Consider the following 24,623-nt stretch of genomic DNA (forward strand, 5'->3'; position numbering starts at 1 on the left):
CATACATTCACACCAAATTGATAACCCGATAACTCCTAAAACCCAAAAAGGCTTCGCTCCCGGGGCCTGATGGTCAAAGGGAGTGAAGCTTCTTGGGTTAGGCTCAATCGAGACAAAAAACAACTACATCAACAGGGTAATGACCAACAGCTCATACAGCACGAGTGGCAGAATGGTTGGTCCAAACAAGGCACGTGGCTCAGGATATCCATGCATCGGCGTAACCTGGAGATACAGTATTCCCCGATCTGCGCTGATAATGACACCTTCCCATACCTGACCATCGATATTCTGGACTTGCACATTCTTGCCTACATGCTGCCGGGCTGTATGATGAAGCATATTCCGTACACTTTGCACGGATTGGAGCATTGGTTGATTGGCTTGGTATACGACCCGTGCGGATGGTGTGGATGTGGATTCAGACATGATGCACAACCCTTCCTCAAAATAATTTCTTACTTCAAGGTATGCATCTGCCTACAAAAGGTGATCACACAAATGCCATCTCAAGTCTTCCATGCCCATTCTCATAAGCCACATTGCCCAGTGCGCCATTCACAAAAGTTAACTGTGGCGGGATGTGGCCAAGATCCACATCATACAGTACGGGAACATCCATATCTCCGAGAGCCGAAGACAGGGCATCGATGAAATTGAAATCTCCTGTATCGGAATAACCAGCAGGTCGGCCGAACATGAAGCCTTTTACGCCTGCAAACCAGCCTGCCTGTCTCATCTGCCACAGATGACGGTAGATATCACCCGCATTCATCTCACAGCTTTCCAGATACCAGATCGTTCCTTCTTCTGCACAATACTGATCAAGATACGCTCCAACAGGTGCGTAAGGCGTGCCAATCAAACAGGTGATTGTATCCATACAGCCACCGATCAACCGACCTGAGAATGTAACTTGCGAGTCTGCTCCTTCGGACTGCCCCAGCTGTTTCCAGAGAGAAGGATTATCCAGATTGAACGTCGACAACTCCGGTTTCCATTCCGATTGATAGTGAGTGGAGGAAGATTGAGTGATCTGGCCTTCCTGGCCTGTCTGTAATACATCAATCCAGCGGGCGGTCACCGGATCGAGCTCGTTGGATCTTAGATCCACGTAGTTCGTACCATGTGCCGAAGCCGTTCCGGTGATCAGGGTGTATGCGAATAAAAAGGTGCTGATATCTGAATATCCCATGACCCATTTGGGCGGTAAGGTTTTCAAAGCTTCCCAATCGAGCAGGGGCAGGATATCCATAAGGAATTCTCCACCCCACGGAGGGATAATAGCCTGAATCTCAGGGTCACGGAAAAATGCATTCATCTCGGCGGCGCGATCTTCCTTGGATGAACTTACACATTTGGCATTATGCCGTAGAAATGGGCTCTCCTGAACACCAAAGCCAAGGCGCTCCATATTGTGTCTGCTCTCTTCAAGGTAATGATGCAAGGATTCACTTACACCACTGGATGGTGCAGCCACGCCAATGGTATTTCCCGGAGCGAGTGGTTGCGGGTAACGGATAGAACGGTTATTCATTTTGGAAACACCCTTTCTTGTGAACATATCAATTTAACGAATGTTTCCATTATAAAGAATAATTGCGCTTATACCAGCATGATTCTGAAAATGATTAAGGGTTCACCGGGATTTCCATTGAAAATGGTGATTTAAATTTCATTGGATAGGTGGAAATATGCATCTTTATTTCCCCTTTCATCTTAGCCCCATTTTGAATAGTAGAAGAGATAATTGTATGTCTTTCATCTGTTCCATCTCCACTGCTCCAATTGGAGCCTGGAATCTGATATTCTTTACCTGCTTTGTCCATAACATCTCTGAAAGCTAGAATGAACTTGCCTTCCATACTACCATCCACAGAGAAATGGATAACCAAATCTTTACCAACGACCTTGCTTCCAAGCATCTTCAATCCAGATGGACCGCCTGTAATTTTGTGTGATTTCAGATCAACGACAATATCCAGTTCATTTTTATTCAACCCCGAAAATCCAGATCCTTGTAAAGTCAGCTTTTTCGGAATAGAGAAGTACATGCTTTCAAAATAAATGGATCGTTCATCCTCACCTGTCGTGGTGTTTGTTCTCCATGCGCGGCCTTGTTCATCGACCAATTGAAGATCATCCAGTCCAAAGATCTTCTTTGTATTTTTTGGATCGAATTTTACATCAAGCACAAAACGAGTTGGATAAAGGGTAGCCTGTTTAACATCAATACGCTGCCCATCTACCATTAACGTTTGATTTACCGGGATGATTTTTTTCATACCTTTCGTTAAATCAGTGTCTACTGGGAAAGTAACTTTCCACTCTTTAGAACTCCCTTTATATCTGGATTTAAATACAACACTTAGTTCTTCGGGGGGGGAAGCATCGCCCGTAAAGATAACATCGATATAATTTTCATAAACATTCTCGTCTGAAGTCGGTTTAGGGGAAGAATAACTAAATCCAACAGGAAGATTCTTACCATGCTCATCAAGCAAATCGATGTCATACATACCCTTGTCTGGATCTTTCATGCCTTTCATCGTGTAAAAAATAACCATGCGTGACTCATCTGTAATGATGCTGTCCACGGTCACCGAAGCTCCATCATGCTCATCGGTCACACCAACCTTCTGCAAGAGGGATTGATCGATAGCCATCATTAACCCTTTGTCCTGGCGAATCATACTGACGATGCCCTCCATGCCTGGCAGTTGCTCCACAAAGGACGCAAAAGCGGGGGAGACGCGGATACATCCCGTAAACACGAGGATGATTGCGGCTGCCGATATGGAGCTCATAACCCAGCGCAGCCGGGACTTGCGCTTGCGCGCAGCCTGACGAATTCCAGCCTGAACAGCCTGATATGCTTCGGCATCCGGTACAGACATGGCGTCGTATTCTGTTTTACGATCATTCAGACGCTGCTCAATGGCTTCAAATGGCTTCATTTCATCGCTCATGATGTTACATCTCCTTTCGTTTCAAGTTGGTCCCGGAGCTGCCTAAGTGCTCGATGCAGTCGGGATTTTACGGTTCCGGTCGGAATTTCGAGAATATCAGCGACCTCTGTTAAGGAGAAACCTTCGAAATAGCTTAGAATAATAATTGGTTTGCAATCCCGATCCAGCGCAGAGACGGCTGCGGCCAGATCAGGGTCTGCGGGCTGGTCCCAGCTGCTGGGTTCATGAATTTCGGTAACGTGGCTGAACCGGCTCTTGCGTTTGCGTTCGTCTGCACAGTAGTTCAGCAGAATGCGGATTAGCCAAGTGGCGAAATAGGAGGGTTCTTTTAATTTCTTGAGCTTTCGATAAGCTCTGTAGGTGCATTCCTGTATCGCTTCCAGCGCATCGCCCTCGTTGTGCAGATAGGCACAGGCGATCCGGTACAGTCGGCTCTGATGCATCTCCATTAAGGCTGCAAAAGCCTCGGCATCCCCTTTTTGTGCGGCGATGGTCAGTTGAGCAGGGGTCACATGGCTCCTCCTTTCATGGATGTTGTTGCGTATTAGACCGTGCAAAGGGCCAAACGGTTCTTGATTTTGGAAAAAAAGTTATGTATACACGTACTGAGACTACCACAAAGAAGGAAATTGCGCAGAAAACTGAAAACAACCGCCAAGCTCCCCTAATGTTAGAGAGAGGAGTTCGGCGGTTGTTTTGTTTCATATGACTTGTCTGACCGTAATGAGATTCGTTTCTCCCGATTTCAATCTTCCGAATAAAGATGGAATTTCTTCGCAACTTCCAGACCAGGCACCGCGAAACTAGCAAGTGGCGATGGCAGATCATCCAGCGGGAACCAACCGATCTCACCAATCGCTCCGCCTTCTTCGAGGTTACGAGCAATGCCACCAATAACTCGAGTTGAGTAGAGGACGGAAATCCAATGTTCTTGTTTTTCAGGTCGGATCGTCTCTGCGGTGCAGAGTAATCCCTCGATGGCAATATCGAGGTCGACTTCTTCCTTAATTTCCCGAATAACCGCCGTTTCCAGCGATTCGTATGGGTCGACTTTGCCCCCAGGGATACTCCAGGTGTACTGTTCAGGCTGACGATTCCGCCAAACCAAAAGGACTTCATTACGTTCGTTGAGGATGACCGCTCCGACACCAATCCGAGGTTGCACAGGAGAGTTCTCTGTACCTTTGGTGTTAAGTAAGGACAACGCAGATCCTTCGGCAGCGACCAATCGTGAGTCTGAGTGATCTTCCGTCTGTTTAGCTCCTTGGACATGAGTAGACTGAAACGCGAGCGGAAGTTTGGTCTGCGTTGACCATTCTTCTGCAAGGATACTCATGGAGATCAGATCATAATGCGTGCCATCCCGTAGAACGGCAGAGCGCTGACGGCCTTCCTCCCGAAATCCGGCTTTCAGATAGGCGCGTCGGGCAGTCTCATTGTATTCAATTACTTCCAGCGCAATTCTGTTCAGATTCAATTCATGGAATCCATAACGAATAATCAGGGCAAGAGCATCACTGCCGTATCCTTTACCCCGATCTTTGTCATCACCAATACCAATGGCCAGGCGTGCAGAGCGGTTATTCCACTCAATTCGGTAGAGGGCCGTGAATCCGATGAACCGATTGTCCTCGAGAGTACGCAGTGCAAATTCAAAGCCATTGTCTCTACGAACTGCGGATGACCCCGTCTCATCCGGCGTTAGCGGAACAGCAATATCGGTATCCAGATTACGCAAGTAATCATAACTGTCAGTAAAGCGGGAGAGCCGCATGCAGTCTTCTGGGCAAGGAGCAGCTAGCCGGACTTTGGAGCCTTGAAAAGCATTTAAATGACGTGGAGCCATGTTGCACCTCTTTTATTGGATATGAAATCATACATTTTATCTCATTATACTACGAAACAGAGAGGATACCGAAAAAGGGCACAAGCAGGGGAGCATATCCTCCTGATTAGGAAAAGAAAAGCGACGCTAAATGCGTTTAATATAGATCAATATAATTCAAAATAGATCATCTGGATATTTCCGAATGTAGACAAAACAAAAAGCAGCCAAAGGGCTGCTCTACCATCATTATTTCATATCCTGCAACAGGTTTTTCATTTTCTTGTAGTGCCCGCTGACCCGATCAACCATGTAGTTATACATAAGCTGATTCTCCGAAAGATTCGCCATTTCCTTGTCAATATCAACGTTATTGTTATTATTATTCATGGATGTTTCGTTGTTCTCGACAATACGGTAGTTTACGATGGAGTCATTGGCATTAATGACCGGAAAGTGTTTCTCATGAGTCCGTTTCATATCGAGCTGATCTGTTTTGCCATTCTCAATGATACGTCTAAGCTCTTCCTCAAACTCCACCGATTTCTTTTTGTAATTGGGTGTGTCTGCATTGGCAATATTTTCAGTGGTAACCTTGTGCTGCGCGTTCAGCGCTTGTAACAGAGATTCATTGCGTCTGGAAGTGTTCGTTTCAATCAACGGCTCAGTCTCCTTCAATGGAAATGCAATTGCTTTCATCATAAAAAAATGAGCTGCTGCCTGTCAAGTTAGGCAAAAGAAAAGGACAAGCGCATGGCGGAGGTTTCCATTACGAAATCCTGCTTCATGACATCTTATCCTTGTCCCAGCCCGTATGAATCAGTCCTCCGAATCAGCAATTAAGAAGGACGATTGATGTTTTTGCCATAATAAATCTCATCCATCTCCAGCTTCAACCACTCCGTAATTTCCTGTTGTTCGACTTTGCTCAGTTTATCTTTGGTATAACCAAACAGATAGTTATCGAGATCGAATTCTTTCAGTTTACATTTGGTGTGAAAAATGTTCTCCTGATAGACGTTCACGTCAATCATGTCGAAGCTGCTCTTGATCTCATCCGGAATGTAATTCTGGATCGAGCCGATCTCATGATCAATGAACAGCTTGCGTCCACTCGTATCCCGTGTAAAACCACGTACCCGGTAATCCATCGTCATGATATCCGTATCGAACGAGTGGATCAGATAGTTCAGTGCCTTTAGCGGCGAGATTTCACCGCAGGTAGAGACGTCAATATCTGCCCGGAACGTACTGATGCCTTCGCTCGGGTGGAATTCGGGGTACGTATGAACGGTAATATGGCTTTTGTCGAGCTGCATGACGACATTATCGGGCAGAGGGCCTGGAGATTCATCGAAGGATTCTTCGGGGATCTCCACAATGGGGCCTTCCGACACAAGCATCGTCACACTTGCACCTTGGGGAACATAGTCCTGTTGGGCGACATTCAGCACATGGGCACCGATAATGTCAGACACGTTGTTCAGGATTTTGCTCAACCGGGCCGCATTATATTGTTCATCAATATATTCAATGTAAGCTTCGCGTTCATCTTTGGTTTTCGTATAACAGATATCGTACATATTGAAACTCAGCGACTTGGTCAGGTTGTTGAATCCATGCAGTTGAATGCGCTGCTCTGGCGTTAATGTCATGGTTGCAGTTCCCCTTTGTCCCATACGACATGGTAATCGCAGTTTTACTACTACTTATACCCAACCTACCGCCAAAAAAAACATATGTACGTCATTCTTTGCTACTCCAGTCGTGCGCAGATCAGAATGAAGAATCTTCATAATCCCCAACATCGTTCATCCGTTCATCTTCGGCGACCGATTGGATATCCTCTGAGGTGACGCTGATGATCGTATAATCTTCATTCTGCTGTTTTTTGACCGCTTTTTCCTTAATAAAACGGGGACTTCCATCCCCGGCATCTTCATCATACACGAGCAGGAGACCGTCGCTTTTGCGCAGCAGTAAGTCATCCCGCGCAGTAAACTGCCACGGGCCGATATACGGCTGATGACTAATCGCACCATAATAGTCCACACCTTGCAGAATGGAGCGATAATATTCCTGTTTGTCTTCCTTCCATTGTTCCTCGGGATTCTGAAAAGCGGTAATGATGGACAGCTTCAGATCCGGGAACGTCTTTTTCAGCTCAAGCACCACTTCGCAGGCCCACAGGTCTACACCGTATTGGCCCGGTGTCAGCACCCATTCCAGCCCGTCTTCGACCAGGGGCGTAAGACGGGAGGAGATCGCCTTTTTGATGAAAGGAATTCCCTCATGCTTCTGTCCAAAGATCTGTAGTTCATGTGCGCGATAACCGGTAATCAGCAAGTTTTTCAGTATCGCTTCCTCCTTTCAGGCGTGGTCAGTCCATCGGCCAGTTCCGGCACCGAGGCTTGTCCAGAATCGGCTGAAATCGCTGAGTCAGCAATGCCTGTTCTTTGAATCATCCCGTTAGTTCGCTGGTGGAGCATCCGTACGGAATGGATAGAGGAACTGTTTCGGAATGTCGGTCTCAAATCTCATCAACTCACCCGACGTTGGATGGATGAACGAGAGAACTCGTGCATGCAGTCCCAGGCGACCCAGTGTTTTGGTATGAGCACCGTATTTTTTGTCGCCTGCGATGGGATGGCCCAAATCTTCCATATGCACACGAATCTGGTTTTTGCGTCCCGTTTCCAGACGGACTTCCAGCAAGGAGAACTCGCGGTTCGACTGTAGACGTTTGTAGTGAGTAATGGCATGTTGTCCATCATTCGGGCGAGAACTAGAATACATTTTGAGCGTTTTGGTTTCTTTCAACCATGAGGAAATGGTGCCCTCTTCTTTCGCAACGGCGCCTTCCACAAGGGCAATATACAAACGTTCCTGTACATTCTCTTTCCAGTTGTCCTGCAGCTTCTGCTGCACTTCTTCACTCTTGGCAAACATCATGACACCTGAAGTGTCGCGGTCCAGACGATGGACAATAAATATTCGGTTCAGCGCGTCGGTACGGCGAACATGCTCGGTCAACTGGCGATAAGCGGTAAGATCATCACTTTTGTCAGCGGCAATGGATAGCAGTCCGGCTTCCTTGCGAATGACGATGATATCATCGTCTTCATGCAAAATGTTAATGCCCGTCAGGGAAGGAGCGGCAACTGCGCCTTCTTTGCTGATCGTTACGATTTGCCCTGGCGTCAGCTCCAGATTAAACTTGGTCACCACTTTCTGATCAACGGAAACCTGACCACGACCCAGAATGGATTTGACCGCATTCCGGCCGGACTTCAAGTGCTTCAGCAAGAAGTTGAGCAGCTCATCCGGTTCAGTAACCTTGTATGGGCGTGGTGGTTCTTGCTTGCGATAATAGGAATTGCCCGAGCGTTTGGCTGCTTTGGGTTTGGGTGCTCCGGCCTTCTTGGGAGCCGCGGAGGATTTGGCGGCTACTGGCTTCTTCGCCGCTCCTGCATTGCGTGATGCGGATGGTCCTGATGATTTGGCGGAAGTAAAAGTGGACCGACCAGACCGTGCTGTGGACGAACCTGCGGATGCTTTCCCCTTGGCCGATGTATTGCCTGTTGGGCGTTTACGTTTATTCATAAATAGTAATCTCCTTCTGAACAGCCTGTACCGCTTGTGTGCATACGATCCGTTCATTTCGTTATGCAGTTCAATATACCATTAACCGGGGGCAAATAAAAATAGGTGGATGGAATCTGTTACCCATCCAGTCCAAAGAGAGTCGAGATTCATAGAATAACGTATCCCATAGCATTGGAGGTGTTACTCATGGGTGTGTTTCTCGATATGAGAAGTTCGATGAACTCGGGATTCGTAGGACAGCCGGGTTTGTCCCTGTCTCCTTCGCCGGAAGCGTTTGGCTCCATTGGTCTGCAGACCCTTGGTGTCCCAAACCCCATTATCACCTTGAATGGCACGGTTGGCGTTACTGGAGAAGTGGGGGATACGTTCGTTGTTGAACTTGTACGGGGCAGTGTTTACGATCCGTTCTTTGTAATCTATCGCGCCGAAGGTACAGTAGGTCAGAACGGTGGCGCTGAATTTCATTCGTTCACTGCACAGGATCTGTCCGCACCGCCTGCACTGGAAAGTGTGTATACCTCGTTTATTTCAGGGGTATCCACATCGGTACGAACCGGACCCGAAGTGTTCTATGGTATTGCAGCCACCAATTGGTTCCTGTGAACAGAAGGCTCAACAGGAAGAGTGTTATCATATGGCATATTATGATGAACAGACAAAAATCCCGGCTCCAAGGAGTCCGGGATTTTTTGTTGTAGTATCCACTTTTACAAACTAGTTGGCGCGGCCTTTCAAAATGATGTTGTTGGCTTTGCCGAAGTCGATGGCGACTTTGCCCGCAAGTGCCGCTGTCCGCTCCGCAAGGACAACCGCGTTTACGCCACAGGAGAAGAGAGCTACATCGAAGGTATCCTGATTCGTTTGAATCCATTGCAGTGTTTCCTGCATCTGATCCCAGCTGTCGAACCGCAGCGCAGCTGTAATATTCAGGTGATACGGCTCCTGAACGAGCATGGCCCGCAGCTGTTCAATCTCGCGGGTAACGAGCAGTATTCGCTTGCCTGCGAGCATACTCCAGAAGCGGGGCACCTGCGCGAGTTCCCGATTGACACAGGCATGGCAAGTCAGTGCCGGAGAAATGCCGAAATGCGCGAACACCGTGTCGGTCAGCTGTCTTTTGAGATGCTCCGGGGCTTTGATGGTACTGTCCCCGTGTGGAAGAACGCCTACGATATTCGCCCGTTGTAAGGAAGCGGCTACCTCATCCCGGAGCTGCAGATTGGGTAGACGCAGTCCTTTTTGACCCAGATTGGCCTTGATGGCCCAACGCTCTTGCAGAACCTGCTCCGTGGTCCAGACCGTTTCCTGGGACATGACGATATTCTCCCCATCGCCCACACGGACCAGAGAGAAAGGACGCTGCTCTCTCACAGCGGCTTCAAGTTGATCCAGCACACCATCCATTTCAAGATAGATTGCATTCATTCTGGTATAAGGCCCCCTTTGAAAATTCAATTGCTCTATTCTATGTTGCGGATTCGACTACGTATTGTGCGTTCGACCCGCAGGGCGCATCTTCGGGTATATATCAATCTACTTCCGGTACAGGTGAGCGCTGGCGGGCTTATGTAAAAGCTGATTTATGGAAGAACACGTGCAAGTGTCCGGACCGGTTCTATTATTTTTTCATACGTTATAGAGTCGGCTGGATTGACTAGAGCTTCTGTATGGCAGCTTCAAGCAGACAGAGGCCGTTTTTGGCGTGGAAAGGGCTGCAAAGACTATGAAAATAGTCTGACTGAATTGAAAGAAGATCACAGAATGAATGAGGAGGAAGGGTATGTCCAGAAGAGTGGTTATTGAGATTAACTTCAACAATTATGGGATGGACCCGCAGCGGCTGACGAGAGAATGGCTGGAGCGGCGGGTGGGTATTTTTCGTAGATTCACCTTGCATTGCCTTAAGGCCCAGACGAATCAGGATTTCCTGACCGTGGTGAAGCTGTCCAAGGAATCCGGGGAACTGATGCAAGAGATTTTGGCTGAACAGGAGCCATTGCCTTCCAATATCCGTTTTGGAACAAATATCGAAAGTGTGCGTGCCATTCTGGCTTTTGCCGAGGGAGCAGAGGATATCTATATAGCCCGACTGGATTCAGATGATCTGTATCACAAGACGTTTGTTCAACAGCTCTATGATGTGCAGCCGCAGCCCGGAACGATGGCACTCATTAATCAGAATGGATATCTGTGGGACAGCGTGAATCATGAGATGGCTCCAGCGTTCCATCGTTCCCCGCAGTTCTATGTCTACCTATATAAAACGGCGGAGTACGCAGCAGGATACCGGGTGAAGCTGCCGGGCCGGGGAACACATGGCAATGTCATTGAGCTTCCGCATGAGCTGCTAGTTCCGCGCAATTACGTGAATATTGTGCATTCCAGCAATACTTCGATCAAAAAAGTACCGCCCAAAGATCGGTTAAACCGGGAAGAGATGGCTGCGGTATTACGCGAATTCATGATCTGAACAAGGAGGGATTCAACCATGATTAAAGGACAAACGATTCTGATCACCGGAGGAACAGGCTCCTGGGGACAAAAACTGACTGAGGTGCTGCTGGAGCAGAATCCGGCCGAGATTCGGATTCTCTCGCGTAATGAGTACGCCCAGATTGCGATGCAGCGGGATTTCGGTCATGATGCACGTTTGCGTTTTGTCATCGGGGACATTCGCGACTATCGTGCTGTGGAGGAAGCCTGTCGTGGGGTGGATGTTCTCTTCCATCTGGCTGCACTGAAGCATGTTCCGGTATGCGAGGATCAGCCGGATGAAGCATTCAAGACCAACGTCATCGGCACGCAGAATATTATTCGCGCTGCGATTCACATGCAGGTTGCCAAAGTCATTGACGTGTCCACCGACAAGGCGGTAGATCCGATTAACGTTTATGGCATGACCAAGGCTCTGGGTGAGAAGATGATGATTCGTGCCAATGGACTGAGCGAGTCCACCCGTTTTGTGTGTATTCGTGGGGGGAATGTGCTCGGAACCAGCGGCAGTGTTGTTCCATTATTCCGTCGTCAGATTGATGAAGGCAAGAGCCTGACCATTACGGACAAAGGCATGACCCGCTTTTTCCTGACGCGAACGGAGGCCATCCATTTGTTATTGAAGGCGGCTGAGGCATCAGTGGGCGGTGAGACGTTTGTGATGAAAATGAAGGCCTGCAAGATGACGGATCTGGCTTCGGTCATGCTGGAACAGGCAGGTCGTCCGGCTCACGACTATACAGTAACCGGGATTCGTCCGGGTGAAAAATTGCATGAAGTACTCATTTCTCCATTCGAGGCACCACGTACCTACAAATATGACGAGCAATATTATGTGATTTTGCCACAAGAACCGGACAAAAGCCTGACAGATCCGTATAGTGGTCTGCCTCGTGTGACCTTTTCCGAGTATCGTTCGGACAGCGCGATGATGAACCGGTCAGCGATTGCCCAATTTTTGCGTGCAGGCGGCTTTATCGATTAATAGAAGGGAGGCGGACCGTTTGGAGGTGGAAGGAATGGTAGAGAGCAGCAAACACGAAGGAAATAAGGAAATACAGGAACGTACCACGCTTCAAAACATAAACAACCGCTCCCTGAAAGCTGCCGTCATTGGTCTCGGGTATGTTGGGTTACCCATGGCGGTGGAGATGGCGCAGGCTGGATATCAGGTGCACGGAATTGACATCGATGGTGCGAAGGTGGCTAAGCTGCGTGCCGGGAAATCGTATGTGATCGGCATTGAGGATAAGGTGGTGCAATCCCTTGCTCAGGCCGGGTTGTTCATGGTAGGCACGGATTTCACAGCAGTGGCGCAGGCCGATGTCATAGTTATCTGTGTGCCTACGCCTTTGACCGCCGAGCATCAGCCGGACATTTCATTTATCGCTGCAGCGGTGGATGGCATAACGCCTTATCTTCAGGAGGGCAGCCTTGTCATATTGGAAAGTACCACATATCCTGGCACCACCGAAGAGCGTGTGAAGCATCCGATCGAAGCTGCGAAAGGGTGGAAAGTAGGACAGCAGTTCCATGTCTGTTATTCTCCAGAGCGGGTAGATCCCGGAAGTGTGCATTATGGGGTGAAAAATACACCTAAAATCATTGGCGGCTCCACGCCGTCCTGTCTGTCTTATGGAAAAGCATTCTACGGTTCGTTCCTGAACGAGATCGTTCCCGTTAGTTCAACAACAGTGGCGGAGACGGCAAAATTGTTCGAAAATACGTTTCGCAGCGTGAACATCGCGCTCGTGAACGAACTGACACCCGCCTGTGAGCAAATGGGCGTGAACATCTGGGAGGTGCTGGACGCTGCGGCGACCAAGCCGTTCGGTTATATGCCGTTCTATCCGGGTCCGGGTATTGGTGGACACTGTATTCCAATTGACCCGATCTATCTGTCCTGGGCCGCTGGCCGTCAGGGATCGGAACTGCAATTCATTTCGCTTGCGGATGCGACCAATCGAAAAATGCCGGAAAGAGTGGTCAAGCGTGCCGCCGAGCTGCTCGAACAGAACGGTTCATCGATGCAGGGAGCCCGAATTGTACTGGCGGGTATGGCGTACAAAAAAGATATCGACGACTTGCGTGAATCGCCAGCGCTGGATGTCTATAGACTGCTTCGTGAAGCAGGGGCAGACGTGGTCTTCACCGATCCGATGGTGCCTGTGTTCCGCAAGGATGATGGCACGGTTGCTCATGCTCAACCAGCATCACCAGCATTGTGGGCAGGGGCTGATCTGGTCATGATTACGACGGATCATACGGGCTTCGATTATCAGGAGATGGCGGATCATGCGAAGCTGATCTTCGATACACGTAATGCTACAGCCGGATGTGTCGGTGGAAATATCGTGGTGCTTGGACAGCCGATTAGGCCGGATGTGAGCCCTGAAAGCTTGAGGGAAACGTCAGGAGGCAGCCATGGCGAATCATGATCGGGTAAGTGAGCGTTATTATGGCGAGATCAATTCGGAGGAATCACATGAAGCCACACGTACCCGCATTCACTGGATGTGCCGGGAAGCGACAGGTAAACGAATTCTGGATATTGGATGCAGCCAGGGCATCACCTCCATTTTGCTGGCACGGGAAGGCTTTCGGGTAACCGGGATTGATCTGGAAGAAGAGAGCATTCGGTATGCCAAGCAAGAGCTGGCGAAGGAATCGAAGCCGGTACAGGATAAAGTGGATTTTCGTATGCTGGATATTACCCAGTGGAAAGGCAGAACACCATTCGATACGGTGCTGCTGGGTGAAGTGCTGGAGCATTTTGCACATCCCGAAACGTTGTTAATGAATATTCATCGCCTTTTGCATGAAAAAGGGACGCTGGTCGTCACGGTTCCTTACGGGTATCATCCGTTCTACGATCACAAGCAGACATTCTACGCCGGGAACCTGGCGATGTGCCTGATGCCTTATTTTGAAGTATTGAAGCTGGAAATTCATCATAAATATCTATGTTGCGTGGCACGCAGGCGGCGGGAAACGCAGCTGCATGTCTCGCCTACCACAAGCCAACTGACGGAGTGGATGAAGCTGGATCATGTACATTTTGCCGCCGTGGAACAGAATCACCTTCGTCTGATGAATCAACGCAAAAAGGCGTTGGACAATGCGGTGGAGCAGGTTAAACGTCTGCGTCGTCAGGAGACCGGGGAAGGGTAGTATATGAGGCCAAGAAGAAAAAAACGCAATACGCATAAGACGAGGAAGGGGCTTAAACCGTGATCACCATCAGTCTGTGTATGATTGTGAAAAACGAACAACGCACGCTTGCTCGCTGTCTCGACTCGGTCGCCGGCATCGTGGACGAGATCGTTATTGTAGATACCGGTTCATCTGACCGTACGAAAGAGATAGCCGCGCAATACACCGACCGGGTCTACACGTATGAGTGGAAGGACGATTTTGCTGCAGCGCGGAATTATTCTTTCGACCAGGCCACGCAGGAATATATCCTGTGGCTGGATGCGGATGATGTGCTGCTGCCCGCGGAACGGGCGAAGCTTGAAAGGTTGAAGCAGCAGCTGCCGTCCGGCGGTGAGACGGCGGCTGTGATCTTGGGCTATACGCTGGCCGAGGGGCCGGAGGGAAGTCCGCTCGTGACGGACCGACGGTTGCGCCTCGTTAAGCGGGAAGCGGGGTGCCGCTGGCATGGCCGGCTGCACGAGCAGTTAGGCTTCCCGCAGAGCGGTGTCATTACGGCAGACATTGCCGTCACGCACCGCCGCGAAGCGGGCCATCATTCGGCGCGAAACGTGCGCATTCTGCGCAAATGGATCGCCGAAGAGGGCGCAGCCCAGGGACGCCTGCTGTTCTATTATGCAGGCGAATGTTACGACCGCCGGCGTTATGCGGCGGCGGTTCGGGCGTATGCGAAGCTGCTGCTGGAGGAGAGCGGCTATCGCGAGGATCGGCTCATCGCCTGCGCGCGGCTGGCGGAATGTTATGAGCTGCTTGGCGAGCCGGGTCGGAAGCTGGGTGCGCTGCTGCAATCATTTCAATTCGATCTGCCGCATGCTGACTTCTGCTGTGCCATCGCTGCCTGCTTCCATGAGAGGCAGGAGATTGTGTCCGCCATCTACTGGTATATGCAAGCGCTCGATGTCAGCAGTCGCGATCCAGGTCTACGTCCCGTACCTGCGGCATGCCGCACTTGGCTACCACACGCCAGGCTCTCCCTTTGTTACGCTCACATGGGAAACTGGGAGCAGGCGCTCCTGCATAACAGCAAAGCAAGGGAGTATCTGCCGAATGACCCCGGCCTGCTCGCCAATCGGCAGAAGATTGAAGCGATGGTGAGTAAGGGGAACAGTGGGCCGGAAGAGAAAGAGCAAGAGCAAGAGTAGTATTGATCTTTTCTAGGAATAAGAGCAGCCCCGCTTGCCGTAAGAGTCGGCGTGCGGGGCTGTTATTTGTGGTTTTATTTTTCGGGTGCCAGACATCGAACGTAATGGTCCTTCATGCGCAGGCTTTGGCATGCCCAGCCCCGGCCGTCATAGATTTCTTCATCGATGTTTAGCGTAATGGTTTCATCTACATACTCATTCCAGTTTTCGATTCGGAGGGTATTTTCACTTTTCCATTCCAGATGGTCATGTCCGTGGTACTCGGCGCGATATATGTTTTTTACGATAGAATCATTCGGATCATTCGTTTTTTTCACATCCACCCAGATTGTGACTCCACCTGCCGCACCACCATAGGGCACACCGTAAATCTCGGCGGTATATTCTCCGTTTCTTGAAGGCATGGAGTAGCTCAGATCTCCTTGTTCGGAACGATCAAACGTGGAGAAGTAAGGGCGAAGCCAGAAATAGAGGAATACAGCGGCGAATAGAACAAAAATCAATATTGAAAGTGCAGTGAATATCGGGTGTCGGCGTATCCACGATTTTGGTGGTGAGATGTTTGAAGAGTCACTAGCATGTGCATGTTGTTTCGACATAAATAAACCGGCCCTCCTTTAATGGTAGTGGGATCGAACGATATAGGGTAATGGATATGTAGGTACGAAAATGTCTTTTCTGTAAGCTAATCATTAATCGATGGTAACACATTGCGAATATTAATTAATAACAAATAAGTTAAAATAATCCTTAAAAAAGCGGGAGTTAAGTTAAATGGAGGAAGAGAGCCTTCTTAGCAAATTCAAGACTTGAGGAAGCAGTAAGAGACCGTAGTTTGGTGTGGAATGTTTAACTTGCCCAAAGGTGGTTGATGCTGCAATTAAGCATGCCAAGCATGGTATAATAGAAAGAAACGGAGTTGATGGTCAGATGTCTGATTTGCTCGATCCTCGGAACGATTTTGTTTTCAAGCGTATTTTTGGCAGTGAAGAAAATAAAGATGTACTGCTAGTGTTCTTGAACCGAACGTTTGCAGAATCGGGGGAACAGCCGCTGACGGAGATTGTACTCCTTAATCCGTATACCGATAAAGATGCTCCGCTGGATAAACAGTCCATATTTGATATTTGGGCTAAAACAGCTGAAGGTAAATTGATCAACATTGAGATGCAGTTATTTAATAAATACGATATTGAAAAGCGGACCTTATACTATTGGAGCAAGCGTTATTCCAGTCAGTTGCAGGAAGGCCAAACTTACAAGGAACTGAAAAAGTGTGTGACAATTAATATTTTAAATTACTCGTTTATCGAAAATGAGCGTTATCATAATGTATTTCATCTGAGGGAAGACCACACTGGACTTGAATTGAGTGATGATCTCGAAGTTCATTTTATGGAGCTGTCCAAGCTGGATGATCAATCCGTTCCGATGGAAGGTGGTCTGATTAACTGGCTTTTGTTCCTGAAAGGTGCTGACAAATCAAATTGGGAGGTGCTGCAAATGAATGAACCTACGTTGAAGAAAGCGATGGATACGCTGGAGTTTCTGAGTCAGGATCGTGAGGCGCGTCGCTTGTATGAAGAACGGCAGAAGTATTTGCACGATGAAGCCTCGATGATTGAGTGGGCTACGGAGAAGGGGATTGCTAAGGGAATCGAAAAAGGATTAGTGGAAGGTGAAAAAAGAAAGGCGATTGAAATAGCTAAAAATATGCTTTCATTCGGCATTGAAGGTTCAATCATTGCCAAAACGAGTGGTCTAACTGAATCTGAAGTTGAGGCGCTAAAAGATTAGCAACGCAACCCACAGAAAAAAACTCGTCCCCACAAACAATGGGAGGTGCTGCAAATGAATGAACCTACGTTGAAGAAAGCGATGGATACGCTGGAGTTTCTAAGTCAGGATCGTGAAGCATGTCGTTTGTATGAAGAGCGGCAAAAGTATTTGCACGATGAAGCCTCAATGATTGAATGGGCTACGGAAAAGGGATTAGCGGAAGGTGAAAAAAGAAAGGCTTTTGAAATAGCTAAAAATATGCTTTCATTCGGCATTGAAGTTTCTATCATTGTCAAAACGAGTGGTCTAACTGAATCTGAAGTTGAGGCGCTAAAAGATTAGCAAATGTGTTTTAAATCTAAACAATTGTCTTGTCCCCAAAAGGGCAGGCGGTTGTTTTTTAATTTGTCCTAGAATGTTCACTCACACCTGATTCTACTTGCATTCTTTCCGGATCACTCAGGATATACCGCTGTTACACATTTGCCAAAGATCGTTTTACAGTAAAACGCGGTTGCTCATTCGGGTCTGGGCCGTTAAACTAAAGGGAGCGGCGTTTGCTTGACGGACAAGTCATGAGAACGCCATTTTGTTGTCAAGGATGCGGTATATGCCGCTTTCGGATGTCAGAATCGGATCGGACCAAGCTGGTGGAAGAACACCGGTGATAAGTAAGGAGTCTTTACATGAGTGTGCAAACACCTACATTAGAAGAAGCGCAGGGTCTCCTGCAAAAATATTATGGCTACCCCGACTTCCGTGAGGGACAGAAAAAGATCGTAGCCAGCCTGCTTGAACGTGAAGATACGCTGGGTATTATGCCAACCGGGGGCGGGAAATCGATCTGTTATCAGATCCCCGCTTTGTTATATTCGGGATTGACGCTTGTCGTCTCCCCATTGATCTCATTAATGAAGGACCAGGTTGATGCCCTGACCACGGCTGGTATTGCAGCCGCTTATATTAATAGTACGCTCAGCGGCAAAGAAGTGAATGATCGCATCCGCGCGGCGCAGCGCGGTGAGCTGAAGCTGCTCTACGTCGCGCCTGAGCGACTGGAGCTAGACTGGTTCCGCGAGGAGATGGGCTATTTGCCAATCTCGTGCGTTGCTGTGGATGAGGCCCACTGTGTGTCGCAGTGGGGGCATGATTTTCGGACAAGCTACCTGGCGGTAGCGCCGTTTGTGGACAGTTTGCCGGAGCGGCCGGTGGTTGCGGCCTTTACGGCTACAGCGACGCCCGAGGTCATGGGAGATATTCTGCGGCTGCTGCGTTTGCAGGACCCGCAGACGTATGTGACCGGACTTGGGCGAGATAATCTGGCGTTTAGCGTGCTGCGCGGCGAGAGCAAAAAGGACTTTGTCCTGAATTACGCGCGCGAGCACGCCAGCGAGCCGGGTATTGTGTACGCCGCTACCCGTAAGGACGTGGACGATCTGCATCAGCGTTTGCTGCAGGCGGGATTGCCAGCAGGACGCTACCATGCCGGGATGACGGACGATGAACGGTCCCAGAGCCAGGAAGCTTTTTTATACGATGATATCCGGGTGATGGTGGCGACAAATGCGTTCGGGATGGGGATTGATAAATCCAACGTACGTTACGTTATTCATAACAGCATGCCGAAGAACATGGAGGCATATGTGCAGGAAGCCGGGCGTGCGGGACGGGACGGAGAGCCGAGCCAGTGCATTTTGTTATTCGGAGCACAGGACATTATCACCCAGAAGTTCTTGATCGAGCAGAACCCGATGGAGGGCGACCGCAAACAAAACGATTACCGGAAGCTGCAACAGATGGTGGATTACTGTTACACGACGCGTTGTTTGCGCAGTGCACAGCTGGATTATTTCGGTGAGGTGCATGAGGACAAGCCATGCGGCATTTGCAGTTCATGTACGGACGACCGTGAGCTGGTGGATATGACGATTGATGCGCAGAAAATATTCAGCTGCATTCACCGCATGCGTGAACGGTATGGTGTATCGTTGGTTGCTTCGGTGCTCAAAGGTTCCCGTGCCAAAAAAGTGCTCGATTACGGCTTCAACTCCCTGCCAACCTACGGCGTGATGGGTAATCGTACGGAACGTGAGATCGCGGAAATCATCAACGTTATGGTGTCCGAAGGGTACCTGATGCTCTCCGAGGGGCAGTATCCAGTTGTTCGTTTGCAACCACTGGCAGTGGAAGTGCTGAAAGGTCAGCGTGAAGTGATGCAGCGGGTGGTCCGCAAGACGGCGGCGACGGCTTCGGGTACAAACTACGGTGGACGTCGCGGACGCGATGCAATGCCATCTGCGGTTAACGAGACGGTATTTGAGCAGCTGCGTCTGATCCGCCGTGATCTGGCGGCGAAAGAGCATGTGCCGTCGTACATTATTTTCAATGATGCGACCTTGCGCGAGATGAGCGTGGTATGTCCAAGGACAGAACGTGACATGCTGGATATTAAAGGGGTCGGTGAGGTCAAGTACCGTAAGTACGGACTGCCGTTCCTGGAGTTTTTCCAGAAGCAAACGGGCGAAGACGTGGATACGGATGATGATGCTTTTTATGAATACGAGTGAGATGTTGGATGAAGATTCTTACGTTTGGAAATGAAAAATATAGTCTGGTGGTCCAGACAAAGGTTGTGAACCATGAAAGTTATTCTCTCTACATTAAATGCAAAGTACATCCATACCTCTTTGGCCTTGCGGTGTCTGAAGGCGTACAGTGAGAAGGATTTTGATATTGACCTGGCGGAGTATACGATCAAGGACCCGGTGATGAACATTGTATCTGATCTGTACCAGCGCGGTGCGGACGTGATTGGGTTCTCGTGTTACATCTGGAACATTGAAGAGACGATCAAGGTCATTGATAATCTGAAAAAGGTTATGCCGAACGTAAAAATTTTGCTGGGCGGGCCGGAAGTGTCCTACGACACGGAATATTGGATGAACCGGATTCCCAATGTTGATTTCATCGTGATGGGTGAAGGCGAAGAGACGCTGCATCAGCTTTTGACGGAGCTTACGGGGAGCAAGAAGTTCCATTTCGTCTATGGACTGGCGTATCGCAAAGGGGAAGAGGTCATTCTCATGCCAGGACGGCCAAAAGCGGATCTGAACGATCTGCCGTCACCGCACCGATTTGAGGAGGATATCCCGGAGCTTGGGAAACGGGTTGTTTATTTTGAGACCAGCCGTGGCTGTCCGTTCAGTTGTCAGTTCTGTCTCTCCAGTATTGAGGTCGGCGTGCGGTATTACGATATTGAGCGGACAAAGTCGGACATTCTGTACCTGATTGAGAAGGGTGCGAAACTGATCAAGTTTGTGGACCGGACATTTAACATCAAGCGGGATTATGCGCTCGAAATGTTCAAATTCCTGATCGAGAATCATCAGGGGACGGTGTTCCAGTTTGAAATTACGGCTGATATTATGCGTCCCGAGGTACTGGACTATCTGGCAGAGAATGCGCCGCCAGGCACATTCCGGTTCGAGATTGGGGTTCAGTCCACGAATGATCCAACGAATGAACTGGTGAAACGCCGCCAGAACTTCTCGAAGCTGAGTCGTACCGTGAACAAGGTGAAAGCCAGCGGCAAAATTGACCAGCATCTGGATCTCATCGCCGGACTGCCGGAGGAAGATTACAATACGTTCCGTAAGACGTTTAACGATGTGTTTGCATTGGGGCCGGAAGAGCTTCAGCTTGGATTCCTCAAAATGCTGCGCGGTACGGGTCTGCGTCTGGATGCGGAGAAGTACAACTATACGTATATGGATCACGCGCCGTATGAGATTCTGGGCAGTGACGTGCTGCCGTTCAGCGACATCGTGCGCCTGAAGCGGCTGGAGGATGTGCTGGAGAAATACTGGAACGCACATCGGATGGACCATACGCTGAAGTATCTGATGGAGCAGGAGTTCGATTCGCCATTTGATTTCTTCCAGGCGTTCGGGGATTACTGGGAGGGTCAGGGCTGGCAGAAGATCGGTCACCAGCTGGAGGATCTGTTCACTCGTCTACACAGCTTCCTGGAGTCGCGCAACACGCCGCATATGGATATTGTGCTCGGCTTGATGAAGCTGGATTATTTCCTCGGCCACAAGTACAAACCACGCAAAATCTGGTGGGAAGATCCACTCCAGAAAGACCAGTGGGCGGGTTATATGAAAACGTTGGCTGAACGTCCGGAAGACGTTCGCCTGCCGCGTATTGCCGGTGCCACAGGCACGGCGTGGCTGGAAAGCAGCGGCACGAGTGCAACGGCCGCTGCGGGAAGTTCGGCTGCTGCCGGGGAAGACTCTGCCGCGGATGCGGCGGACGGGGTGGACGGCAACGCTTCGCGTGCGTTGCCGATGACCTCAGCCATGACCGCACAGACGGTCATGGGTGCCCGTGCTTTCGCCGACCTCGGTCTCGGCGAAAAGGAACTGCAGAAGCACACCGTATTGGATGTGCTTCCGTTCCGGCTTGAGCGAGTGCTTGCTGGCGCCAGCCCGCTTGCCGCGAAAGGCCGGACGCTGCTGGTCGTGGTGTACCAGCAGCATGAAGGGCAGCAGGCGCAGTATTACACGCTGCCGCTGGGAGAAGAAGCCGCTGCCATGTAGGTGCAGCGGCATGTGGGAGAACACCGCGATCATTAACGCGGTGCCCCCCCGTGAGGTGCTGCCCGAAATGGGCGCAGCACCTCAGCCTTAACCGGCTTGCCATTGCATAAGCCGAGCTAAGCTTTACCTTTTACAACTTCAAATTTTTCCGAAAGCATCGGAAGGTCATTGGATTCCCATACGGGATGAGAATGGTCTTCCTTTTTTTGTTTACTCGAATCTATAGAATCACATGTCCAATTCAGTTAAAGGAGGGCTTCGTATGAATGATAAGGCTAAAACGGAAGAAACAATTACCATAACTAAAGGTTCAGCCGACTTATTATATGTCCAAATTTCCTATAACAATGAGCATATTCAGCGCATTCGGCAGATAGCGGGTAGACGGTGGGAGTCCGAAGCGAAACGGTGGATCATCCCTAATACGATTGTAACGATCCAGAAATTTACGAACCTTTTTGATTCAGTACATGTGCAGATTAGCCCGGAGTTGTGGGTGGAGAGTGACGTATTGAGGAACTGGAAGATAAGTGGAGAACATCCTAAATGGAAAAGAGATCAATTACAGCAAGCGCTAAAATTAAGAGGATACAGTCGCAAAACCATTAAAGCATACTGTAGTCAAATTGAACGATTTCTGGCTAGTGTTCCTCAAGTAGATACAGACATCAGCACATCCAATGTCCAGACATATTGTTTGAGTTTGCTTGAGCGAGGCGTTTCCCATTCCAGTGTGAATCAGACGATTAGTGCGATCCGATTCTATTGCAAACATGTGCTTCATAACCCGACAGAGATCCAGTATATTCGTCCAAAGAGTCAAACCAAACTGCCCAACGTCATGTCTGAAAAAGAGGTTGCTCAATTACTTAAATCCGTAACTAATCTCAAGCATAAGACCCTACTGTATCTCACCTATTCGGCTGGGCTGCGTGTAGGCGAAGTCGTTCGTCTACGCTATAGCGATCTGGATATTGAGCGTCAGACACTGATTGTAAGGCAGGGAAAAGGTCAGAAGGATCGGAGAACGCTCCTCTCCAATCTTGCTTGGGAAATTGTGCAGAAATACATTGCTGCGTATAGACCCAACCGTTGGTTGTTCCCAGGACAATCTTCGGATCGGCATCTGACTGAGCGCAGCGTGCAAAAGGTTTTTGAAGAAGCTAGACAAAGAGCAGGCATTGGGAAAAAAGTTAGTATTCATGCCTTGAGGCACTCTTTCGCTACGCATTTACTAGAAAACGGAACAGACCTGCGCTACATTCAGGAGCTGCTTGGTCACACGAGTGCAAAAACAACACAGCGCTATACGCATGTCAGCACGAAAAATATTCAGCGTATTCAGAGCCCACTGGATCGTATGGAAATGGGAGATTGAGAACCCAATAATTCTCCCTTTTCACCAAATTTTTCTTCGCAAATATTACCGCATAGGTTATCATATACGTAGTTCAGATATTACGATGAATGTGTGATATTTTGCGAAGTACATAAATTAAATGTTAGTTGAAATTATTGTGACAAATAAATTAATACTGGGAGGCTAATATGGATTGTATTATTCCTTATACACATAAAAGATTACTTGAAGCACATCGTTTGTGGCACCAAGCCTATGATAACTATTTCGATCCAGAAGGGTTTAGAGTAAATATCAATGCAACCATTCAAGCTTTAAGAAATTTGACTTTTGCTCTTCAAAATGAAAAAGAAAAAATTATAGACTTTGATTCTTGGTATCCAAATTGGCAATCAAAAATGAAAACTGATCCAATTATGAAGTGGCTTAATGAAGCGAGAGTCAAAATCGTTCATCAAAAAGACCTTGAAACAAAAAGCCAGGCAAATGTTTTAATTCATAGTTATTTTAACCTTATGGAGTATAAGTTTGATATACCAGCGCTTTTGCCCTCTGAGATAATTGCTCACAAGGCAAAAAGTATTATCAAAGAAAAAGTTGAAATTCCTGAACATCAATTAAAAGAGTGTATAGCAGTTGTAGAACGAAGATGGGTAGCCGAAGACCTACCTGATTGGGAAATTCTCGATGCTCTTGCATACGGGTTTAATTTTGCTAAAGATATCGTTCTTGATGCACATAAACAAGCAGGTTCTAATTATATTGAATGCTCACTCCGAGATTCCTTACACCCGTTATCCTTTGATGATCTGACGGGACAATATAGCTGTATGAATATGAATGCAACATTCAGAACACAAAATATAGTATTAAGTGACTTTCAAACAAGAACATTTGAAACGAATACAGTGAAAATGAATGAACAAATAATATCAGCAGCTAAGAAAAGATATTTCTCCAAGATACCTAGTCAGTTTACTGGTTCAAAACATGATCCATTCAAGTTTGCTGATACTTTGAATGAAATGGCTTTGAAAGTGCTTAAAAAAGATAAGTATCACCAATGGATACAGTTTATTAAAGTGCCCTACAAAGGCTGGGAGTTACGCTCTGTTATTCCAGAAGACAAATCAGATAAGTTTTTAATTATGAAAGAGCTTGCTCAATATGTTAAGGAAACAAAAGCTACTTGTATAATTAATATCAATGAGGCATGGGTATCTAGAGATGTAGATGCAATAATGGACGGTACTCCTGTTAGTGAGACACTAGATAAAGCGGAAGCACTTTGTGTTTCTGTAATAACTTCTGATGGGAAATCCAGAAGTTATATGACCGAATTCCAGAGAAGATATTTTGGGAACATTAAATTTTTGGGAACGAAAATATCTGAAGGGAATCCAGGATATTTTTTAAAACCTGTTTTAGATGTATGGGAAAGTATAAGTGAAGAGGTATCTAAATAATTTAGCGTCTCTAAGAAGACAATAACTTCAACTAACATAATATTCACGCTGCGGACATTCGTCCTTGGTCCGGCAGTCGCCAGACACCCGACATACGTCGGGTCGTGAATACAGGAACGTTATAAGAAATTGGCATAAAGAGAGGGGATTCAATGGAAACCTATGCTCA

At 48.3% G+C, this 24,623-nt stretch carries 22 protein-coding genes and 2 pseudogenes; 12 read left to right on the forward strand and 12 right to left on the reverse strand.

All coding sequences use genetic code 11. The features are described 5' to 3' along the window. Window positions 1-123: 123 nt before the first annotated feature. The 10 genes and pseudogenes from AC4PM4_RS09205 to AC4PM4_RS09250 form a co-directional block, all read right to left on the reverse strand. Window positions 124-429 (reverse strand): hypothetical protein, encoded by a 306-nt coding sequence (locus AC4PM4_RS09205; protein ID WP_063564352.1) that lies wholly within the window; start codon window positions 427-429, stop codon window positions 124-126. Window positions 430-493: 64 nt separating this feature from the next. Then, on the reverse strand, window positions 494-1,537 hold the full coding sequence (locus AC4PM4_RS09210; protein ID WP_491613395.1) for a S66 family peptidase: 1,044 nt from the start codon (window positions 1,535-1,537) through the stop codon (window positions 494-496). Window positions 1,538-1,631: 94 nt separating this feature from the next. Next, window positions 1,632-2,969, reverse strand: a complete 1,338-nt coding sequence (locus tag AC4PM4_RS09215; RefSeq protein ID WP_491613396.1) for a DUF4179 domain-containing protein — start codon at window positions 2,967-2,969, stop codon at window positions 1,632-1,634. After that, the gene (locus tag AC4PM4_RS09220) at window positions 2,966-3,481 is read right to left on the reverse strand and encodes an RNA polymerase sigma factor (protein ID WP_090808254.1); all 516 of its coding nucleotides are present in this window, start codon (window positions 3,479-3,481) and stop codon (window positions 2,966-2,968) included. Before AC4PM4_RS09220 ends, AC4PM4_RS09215 begins: the two co-directional genes overlap by 4 nt. 233 nt (window positions 3,482-3,714) lie before the next feature. Continuing rightward, window positions 3,715-4,122 carry an NUDIX domain-containing protein gene (locus AC4PM4_RS09225; RefSeq protein WP_491613424.1) on the reverse strand — a complete coding sequence of 136 codons (408 nt, stop codon included), beginning with the start codon at window positions 4,120-4,122 and terminating at the stop codon, window positions 3,715-3,717. Between the two features lie 201 nt (window positions 4,123-4,323). Continuing rightward, window positions 4,324-4,815 (reverse strand): annotated as a pseudogene (locus tag AC4PM4_RS09230) (GNAT family N-acetyltransferase); the annotation flags it as partial. Window positions 4,816-5,043: 228 nt separating this feature from the next. Beyond that, window positions 5,044-5,454: a flagellar basal body rod protein FlgB gene (gene flgB / locus AC4PM4_RS09235; protein ID WP_491613397.1), complete on the reverse strand. Its 411-nt coding sequence runs from the start codon at window positions 5,452-5,454 to the stop codon at window positions 5,044-5,046. Window positions 5,455-5,633: 179 nt separating this feature from the next. Continuing rightward, window positions 5,634-6,449, reverse strand: coding sequence for an adenosylmethionine decarboxylase (gene speD / locus AC4PM4_RS09240; protein WP_090894585.1), 816 nt, complete (start codon window positions 6,447-6,449; stop codon window positions 5,634-5,636). A 121-nt stretch (window positions 6,450-6,570) separates the two neighbouring features. Continuing rightward, window positions 6,571-7,149, reverse strand: a complete 579-nt coding sequence (locus tag AC4PM4_RS09245) for an SLOG family protein (RefSeq protein WP_072734237.1) — start codon at window positions 7,147-7,149, stop codon at window positions 6,571-6,573. A gap of 114 nt (window positions 7,150-7,263) precedes the next feature. Further along, window positions 7,264-8,397: an RluA family pseudouridine synthase gene (locus AC4PM4_RS09250; RefSeq protein WP_063564345.1), complete on the reverse strand. Its 1,134-nt coding sequence runs from the start codon at window positions 8,395-8,397 to the stop codon at window positions 7,264-7,266. Window positions 8,398-8,586: 189 nt separating this feature from the next. Here AC4PM4_RS09250 and AC4PM4_RS09255 point away from each other — a divergent pair, with 189 nt between their 5' ends. Beyond that, window positions 8,587-9,003 carry a hypothetical protein gene (locus AC4PM4_RS09255; protein ID WP_063564344.1) on the forward strand — a complete coding sequence of 139 codons (417 nt, stop codon included), beginning with the start codon at window positions 8,587-8,589 and terminating at the stop codon, window positions 9,001-9,003. Window positions 9,004-9,114: 111 nt separating this feature from the next. On the opposite strand, the gene AC4PM4_RS09260 is transcribed toward AC4PM4_RS09255, so the two are convergent. Continuing rightward, window positions 9,115-9,825 carry a GT-D fold domain-containing glycosyltransferase gene (locus AC4PM4_RS09260; RefSeq protein WP_079695341.1) on the reverse strand — a complete coding sequence of 237 codons (711 nt, stop codon included), beginning with the start codon at window positions 9,823-9,825 and terminating at the stop codon, window positions 9,115-9,117. A 355-nt stretch (window positions 9,826-10,180) separates the two neighbouring features. On the opposite strand from AC4PM4_RS09260, the gene AC4PM4_RS09265 reads away from it, so the two are divergent. The 5 genes from AC4PM4_RS09265 to AC4PM4_RS09285 all read left to right on the forward strand — a co-directional run bounded on the left by AC4PM4_RS09265 (window position 10,181) and on the right by AC4PM4_RS09285 (window position 15,248). After that, entirely contained in the window at window positions 10,181-10,870 is a 690-nt protein-coding gene (locus AC4PM4_RS09265; protein ID WP_090808259.1) for a glycosyltransferase, read from the forward strand. An 18-nt stretch (window positions 10,871-10,888) separates the two neighbouring features. Next, window positions 10,889-11,878 carry a polysaccharide biosynthesis protein gene (locus AC4PM4_RS09270; protein WP_491613398.1) on the forward strand — a complete coding sequence of 330 codons (990 nt, stop codon included), beginning with the start codon at window positions 10,889-10,891 and terminating at the stop codon, window positions 11,876-11,878. Window positions 11,879-11,903: 25 nt separating this feature from the next. Next, on the forward strand, window positions 11,904-13,331 hold the full coding sequence (locus tag AC4PM4_RS09275; RefSeq protein WP_491613425.1) for a nucleotide sugar dehydrogenase: 1,428 nt from the start codon (window positions 11,904-11,906) through the stop codon (window positions 13,329-13,331). Continuing rightward, entirely contained in the window at window positions 13,318-14,064 is a 747-nt protein-coding gene (locus tag AC4PM4_RS09280; protein WP_063568330.1) for a class I SAM-dependent methyltransferase, read from the forward strand. Before AC4PM4_RS09275 ends, AC4PM4_RS09280 begins: the two co-directional genes overlap by 14 nt. An 80-nt stretch (window positions 14,065-14,144) precedes the next feature. Continuing rightward, window positions 14,145-15,248, forward strand: a complete 1,104-nt coding sequence (locus AC4PM4_RS09285) for a glycosyltransferase (RefSeq protein WP_491613399.1) — start codon at window positions 14,145-14,147, stop codon at window positions 15,246-15,248. Window positions 15,249-15,322: 74 nt separating this feature from the next. Here AC4PM4_RS09285 and AC4PM4_RS09290 read toward each other — a convergent pair whose 3' ends face one another. Continuing rightward, on the reverse strand, window positions 15,323-15,847 hold the full coding sequence (locus tag AC4PM4_RS09290) for a DUF5412 family protein (protein ID WP_491613400.1): 525 nt from the start codon (window positions 15,845-15,847) through the stop codon (window positions 15,323-15,325). A 331-nt stretch (window positions 15,848-16,178) separates the two neighbouring features. On the opposite strand from AC4PM4_RS09290, the gene AC4PM4_RS09295 reads away from it, so the two are divergent. The 6 genes and pseudogenes from AC4PM4_RS09295 (at window position 16,179) to AC4PM4_RS09320 (ending at window position 24,454) form a co-directional block, all read left to right on the forward strand. Next, window positions 16,179-17,045, forward strand: a complete 867-nt coding sequence (locus AC4PM4_RS09295) for an Rpn family recombination-promoting nuclease/putative transposase (protein ID WP_090808265.1) — start codon at window positions 16,179-16,181, stop codon at window positions 17,043-17,045. Between the two features lie 39 nt (window positions 17,046-17,084). Beyond that, window positions 17,085-17,369 (forward strand): annotated as a pseudogene (locus tag AC4PM4_RS09300) (Rpn/YhgA-type helix-turn-helix domain-containing protein); the annotation flags it as partial. A gap of 344 nt (window positions 17,370-17,713) precedes the next feature. After that, window positions 17,714-19,594: a DNA helicase RecQ gene (recQ, locus tag AC4PM4_RS09305; RefSeq protein ID WP_072734229.1), complete on the forward strand. Its 1,881-nt coding sequence runs from the start codon at window positions 17,714-17,716 to the stop codon at window positions 19,592-19,594. Between the two features lie 72 nt (window positions 19,595-19,666). Continuing rightward, entirely contained in the window at window positions 19,667-21,628 is a 1,962-nt protein-coding gene (locus tag AC4PM4_RS09310; protein WP_491613401.1) for a B12-binding domain-containing radical SAM protein, read from the forward strand. Between the two features lie 262 nt (window positions 21,629-21,890). Continuing rightward, window positions 21,891-23,006: a tyrosine-type recombinase/integrase gene (locus tag AC4PM4_RS09315; protein ID WP_491613402.1), complete on the forward strand. Its 1,116-nt coding sequence runs from the start codon at window positions 21,891-21,893 to the stop codon at window positions 23,004-23,006. 170 nt (window positions 23,007-23,176) lie between these two features. Then, the gene (locus AC4PM4_RS09320; protein ID WP_491613403.1) at window positions 23,177-24,454 is read left to right on the forward strand and encodes a hypothetical protein; all 1,278 of its coding nucleotides are present in this window, start codon (window positions 23,177-23,179) and stop codon (window positions 24,452-24,454) included. Window positions 24,455-24,623: the final 169 nt, after the last annotated feature.

The organism is Paenibacillus sp. MDV22-iso6 (assembly GCF_058408365.1).

Bases quoted from the DNA above. Each gene is read 5' to 3' on its own strand.
- AC4PM4_RS09205 (WP_063564352.1), bottom strand. From the start codon at position 429: ATGTCTGAATCCACATCCACACCATCCGCACGGGTCGTATACCAAGCC.
- AC4PM4_RS09210 (WP_491613395.1), bottom strand. From the start codon at position 1,537: ATGAATAACCGTTCTATCCGTTACCCGCAACCACTCGCTCCGGGAAAT.
- AC4PM4_RS09215 (WP_491613396.1), bottom strand. From the start codon at position 2,969: ATGAGCGATGAAATGAAGCCATTTGAAGCCATTGAGCAGCGTCTGAAT.
- speD (WP_090894585.1), bottom strand. From the start codon at position 6,449: ATGACATTAACGCCAGAGCAGCGCATTCAACTGCATGGATTCAACAAC.
- AC4PM4_RS09250 (WP_063564345.1), bottom strand. From the start codon at position 8,397: ATGAATAAACGTAAACGCCCAACAGGCAATACATCGGCCAAGGGGAAA.
- AC4PM4_RS09255 (WP_063564344.1), top strand. From the start codon at position 8,587: ATGGGTGTGTTTCTCGATATGAGAAGTTCGATGAACTCGGGATTCGTA.
- AC4PM4_RS09260 (WP_079695341.1), bottom strand. From the start codon at position 9,825: ATGAATGCAATCTATCTTGAAATGGATGGTGTGCTGGATCAACTTGAA.
- AC4PM4_RS09265 (WP_090808259.1), top strand. From the start codon at position 10,181: ATGTCCAGAAGAGTGGTTATTGAGATTAACTTCAACAATTATGGGATG.
- AC4PM4_RS09270 (WP_491613398.1), top strand. From the start codon at position 10,889: ATGATTAAAGGACAAACGATTCTGATCACCGGAGGAACAGGCTCCTGG.
- AC4PM4_RS09280 (WP_063568330.1), top strand. From the start codon at position 13,318: ATGGCGAATCATGATCGGGTAAGTGAGCGTTATTATGGCGAGATCAAT.
- AC4PM4_RS09285 (WP_491613399.1), top strand. From the start codon at position 14,145: ATGATTGTGAAAAACGAACAACGCACGCTTGCTCGCTGTCTCGACTCG.
- AC4PM4_RS09290 (WP_491613400.1), bottom strand. From the start codon at position 15,847: ATGTCGAAACAACATGCACATGCTAGTGACTCTTCAAACATCTCACCA.
- AC4PM4_RS09295 (WP_090808265.1), top strand. From the start codon at position 16,179: ATGTCTGATTTGCTCGATCCTCGGAACGATTTTGTTTTCAAGCGTATT.
- recQ (WP_072734229.1), top strand. From the start codon at position 17,714: ATGAGTGTGCAAACACCTACATTAGAAGAAGCGCAGGGTCTCCTGCAA.
- AC4PM4_RS09310 (WP_491613401.1), top strand. From the start codon at position 19,667: ATGAAAGTTATTCTCTCTACATTAAATGCAAAGTACATCCATACCTCT.
- AC4PM4_RS09315 (WP_491613402.1), top strand. From the start codon at position 21,891: ATGAATGATAAGGCTAAAACGGAAGAAACAATTACCATAACTAAAGGT.
- AC4PM4_RS09320 (WP_491613403.1), top strand. From the start codon at position 23,177: ATGGATTGTATTATTCCTTATACACATAAAAGATTACTTGAAGCACAT.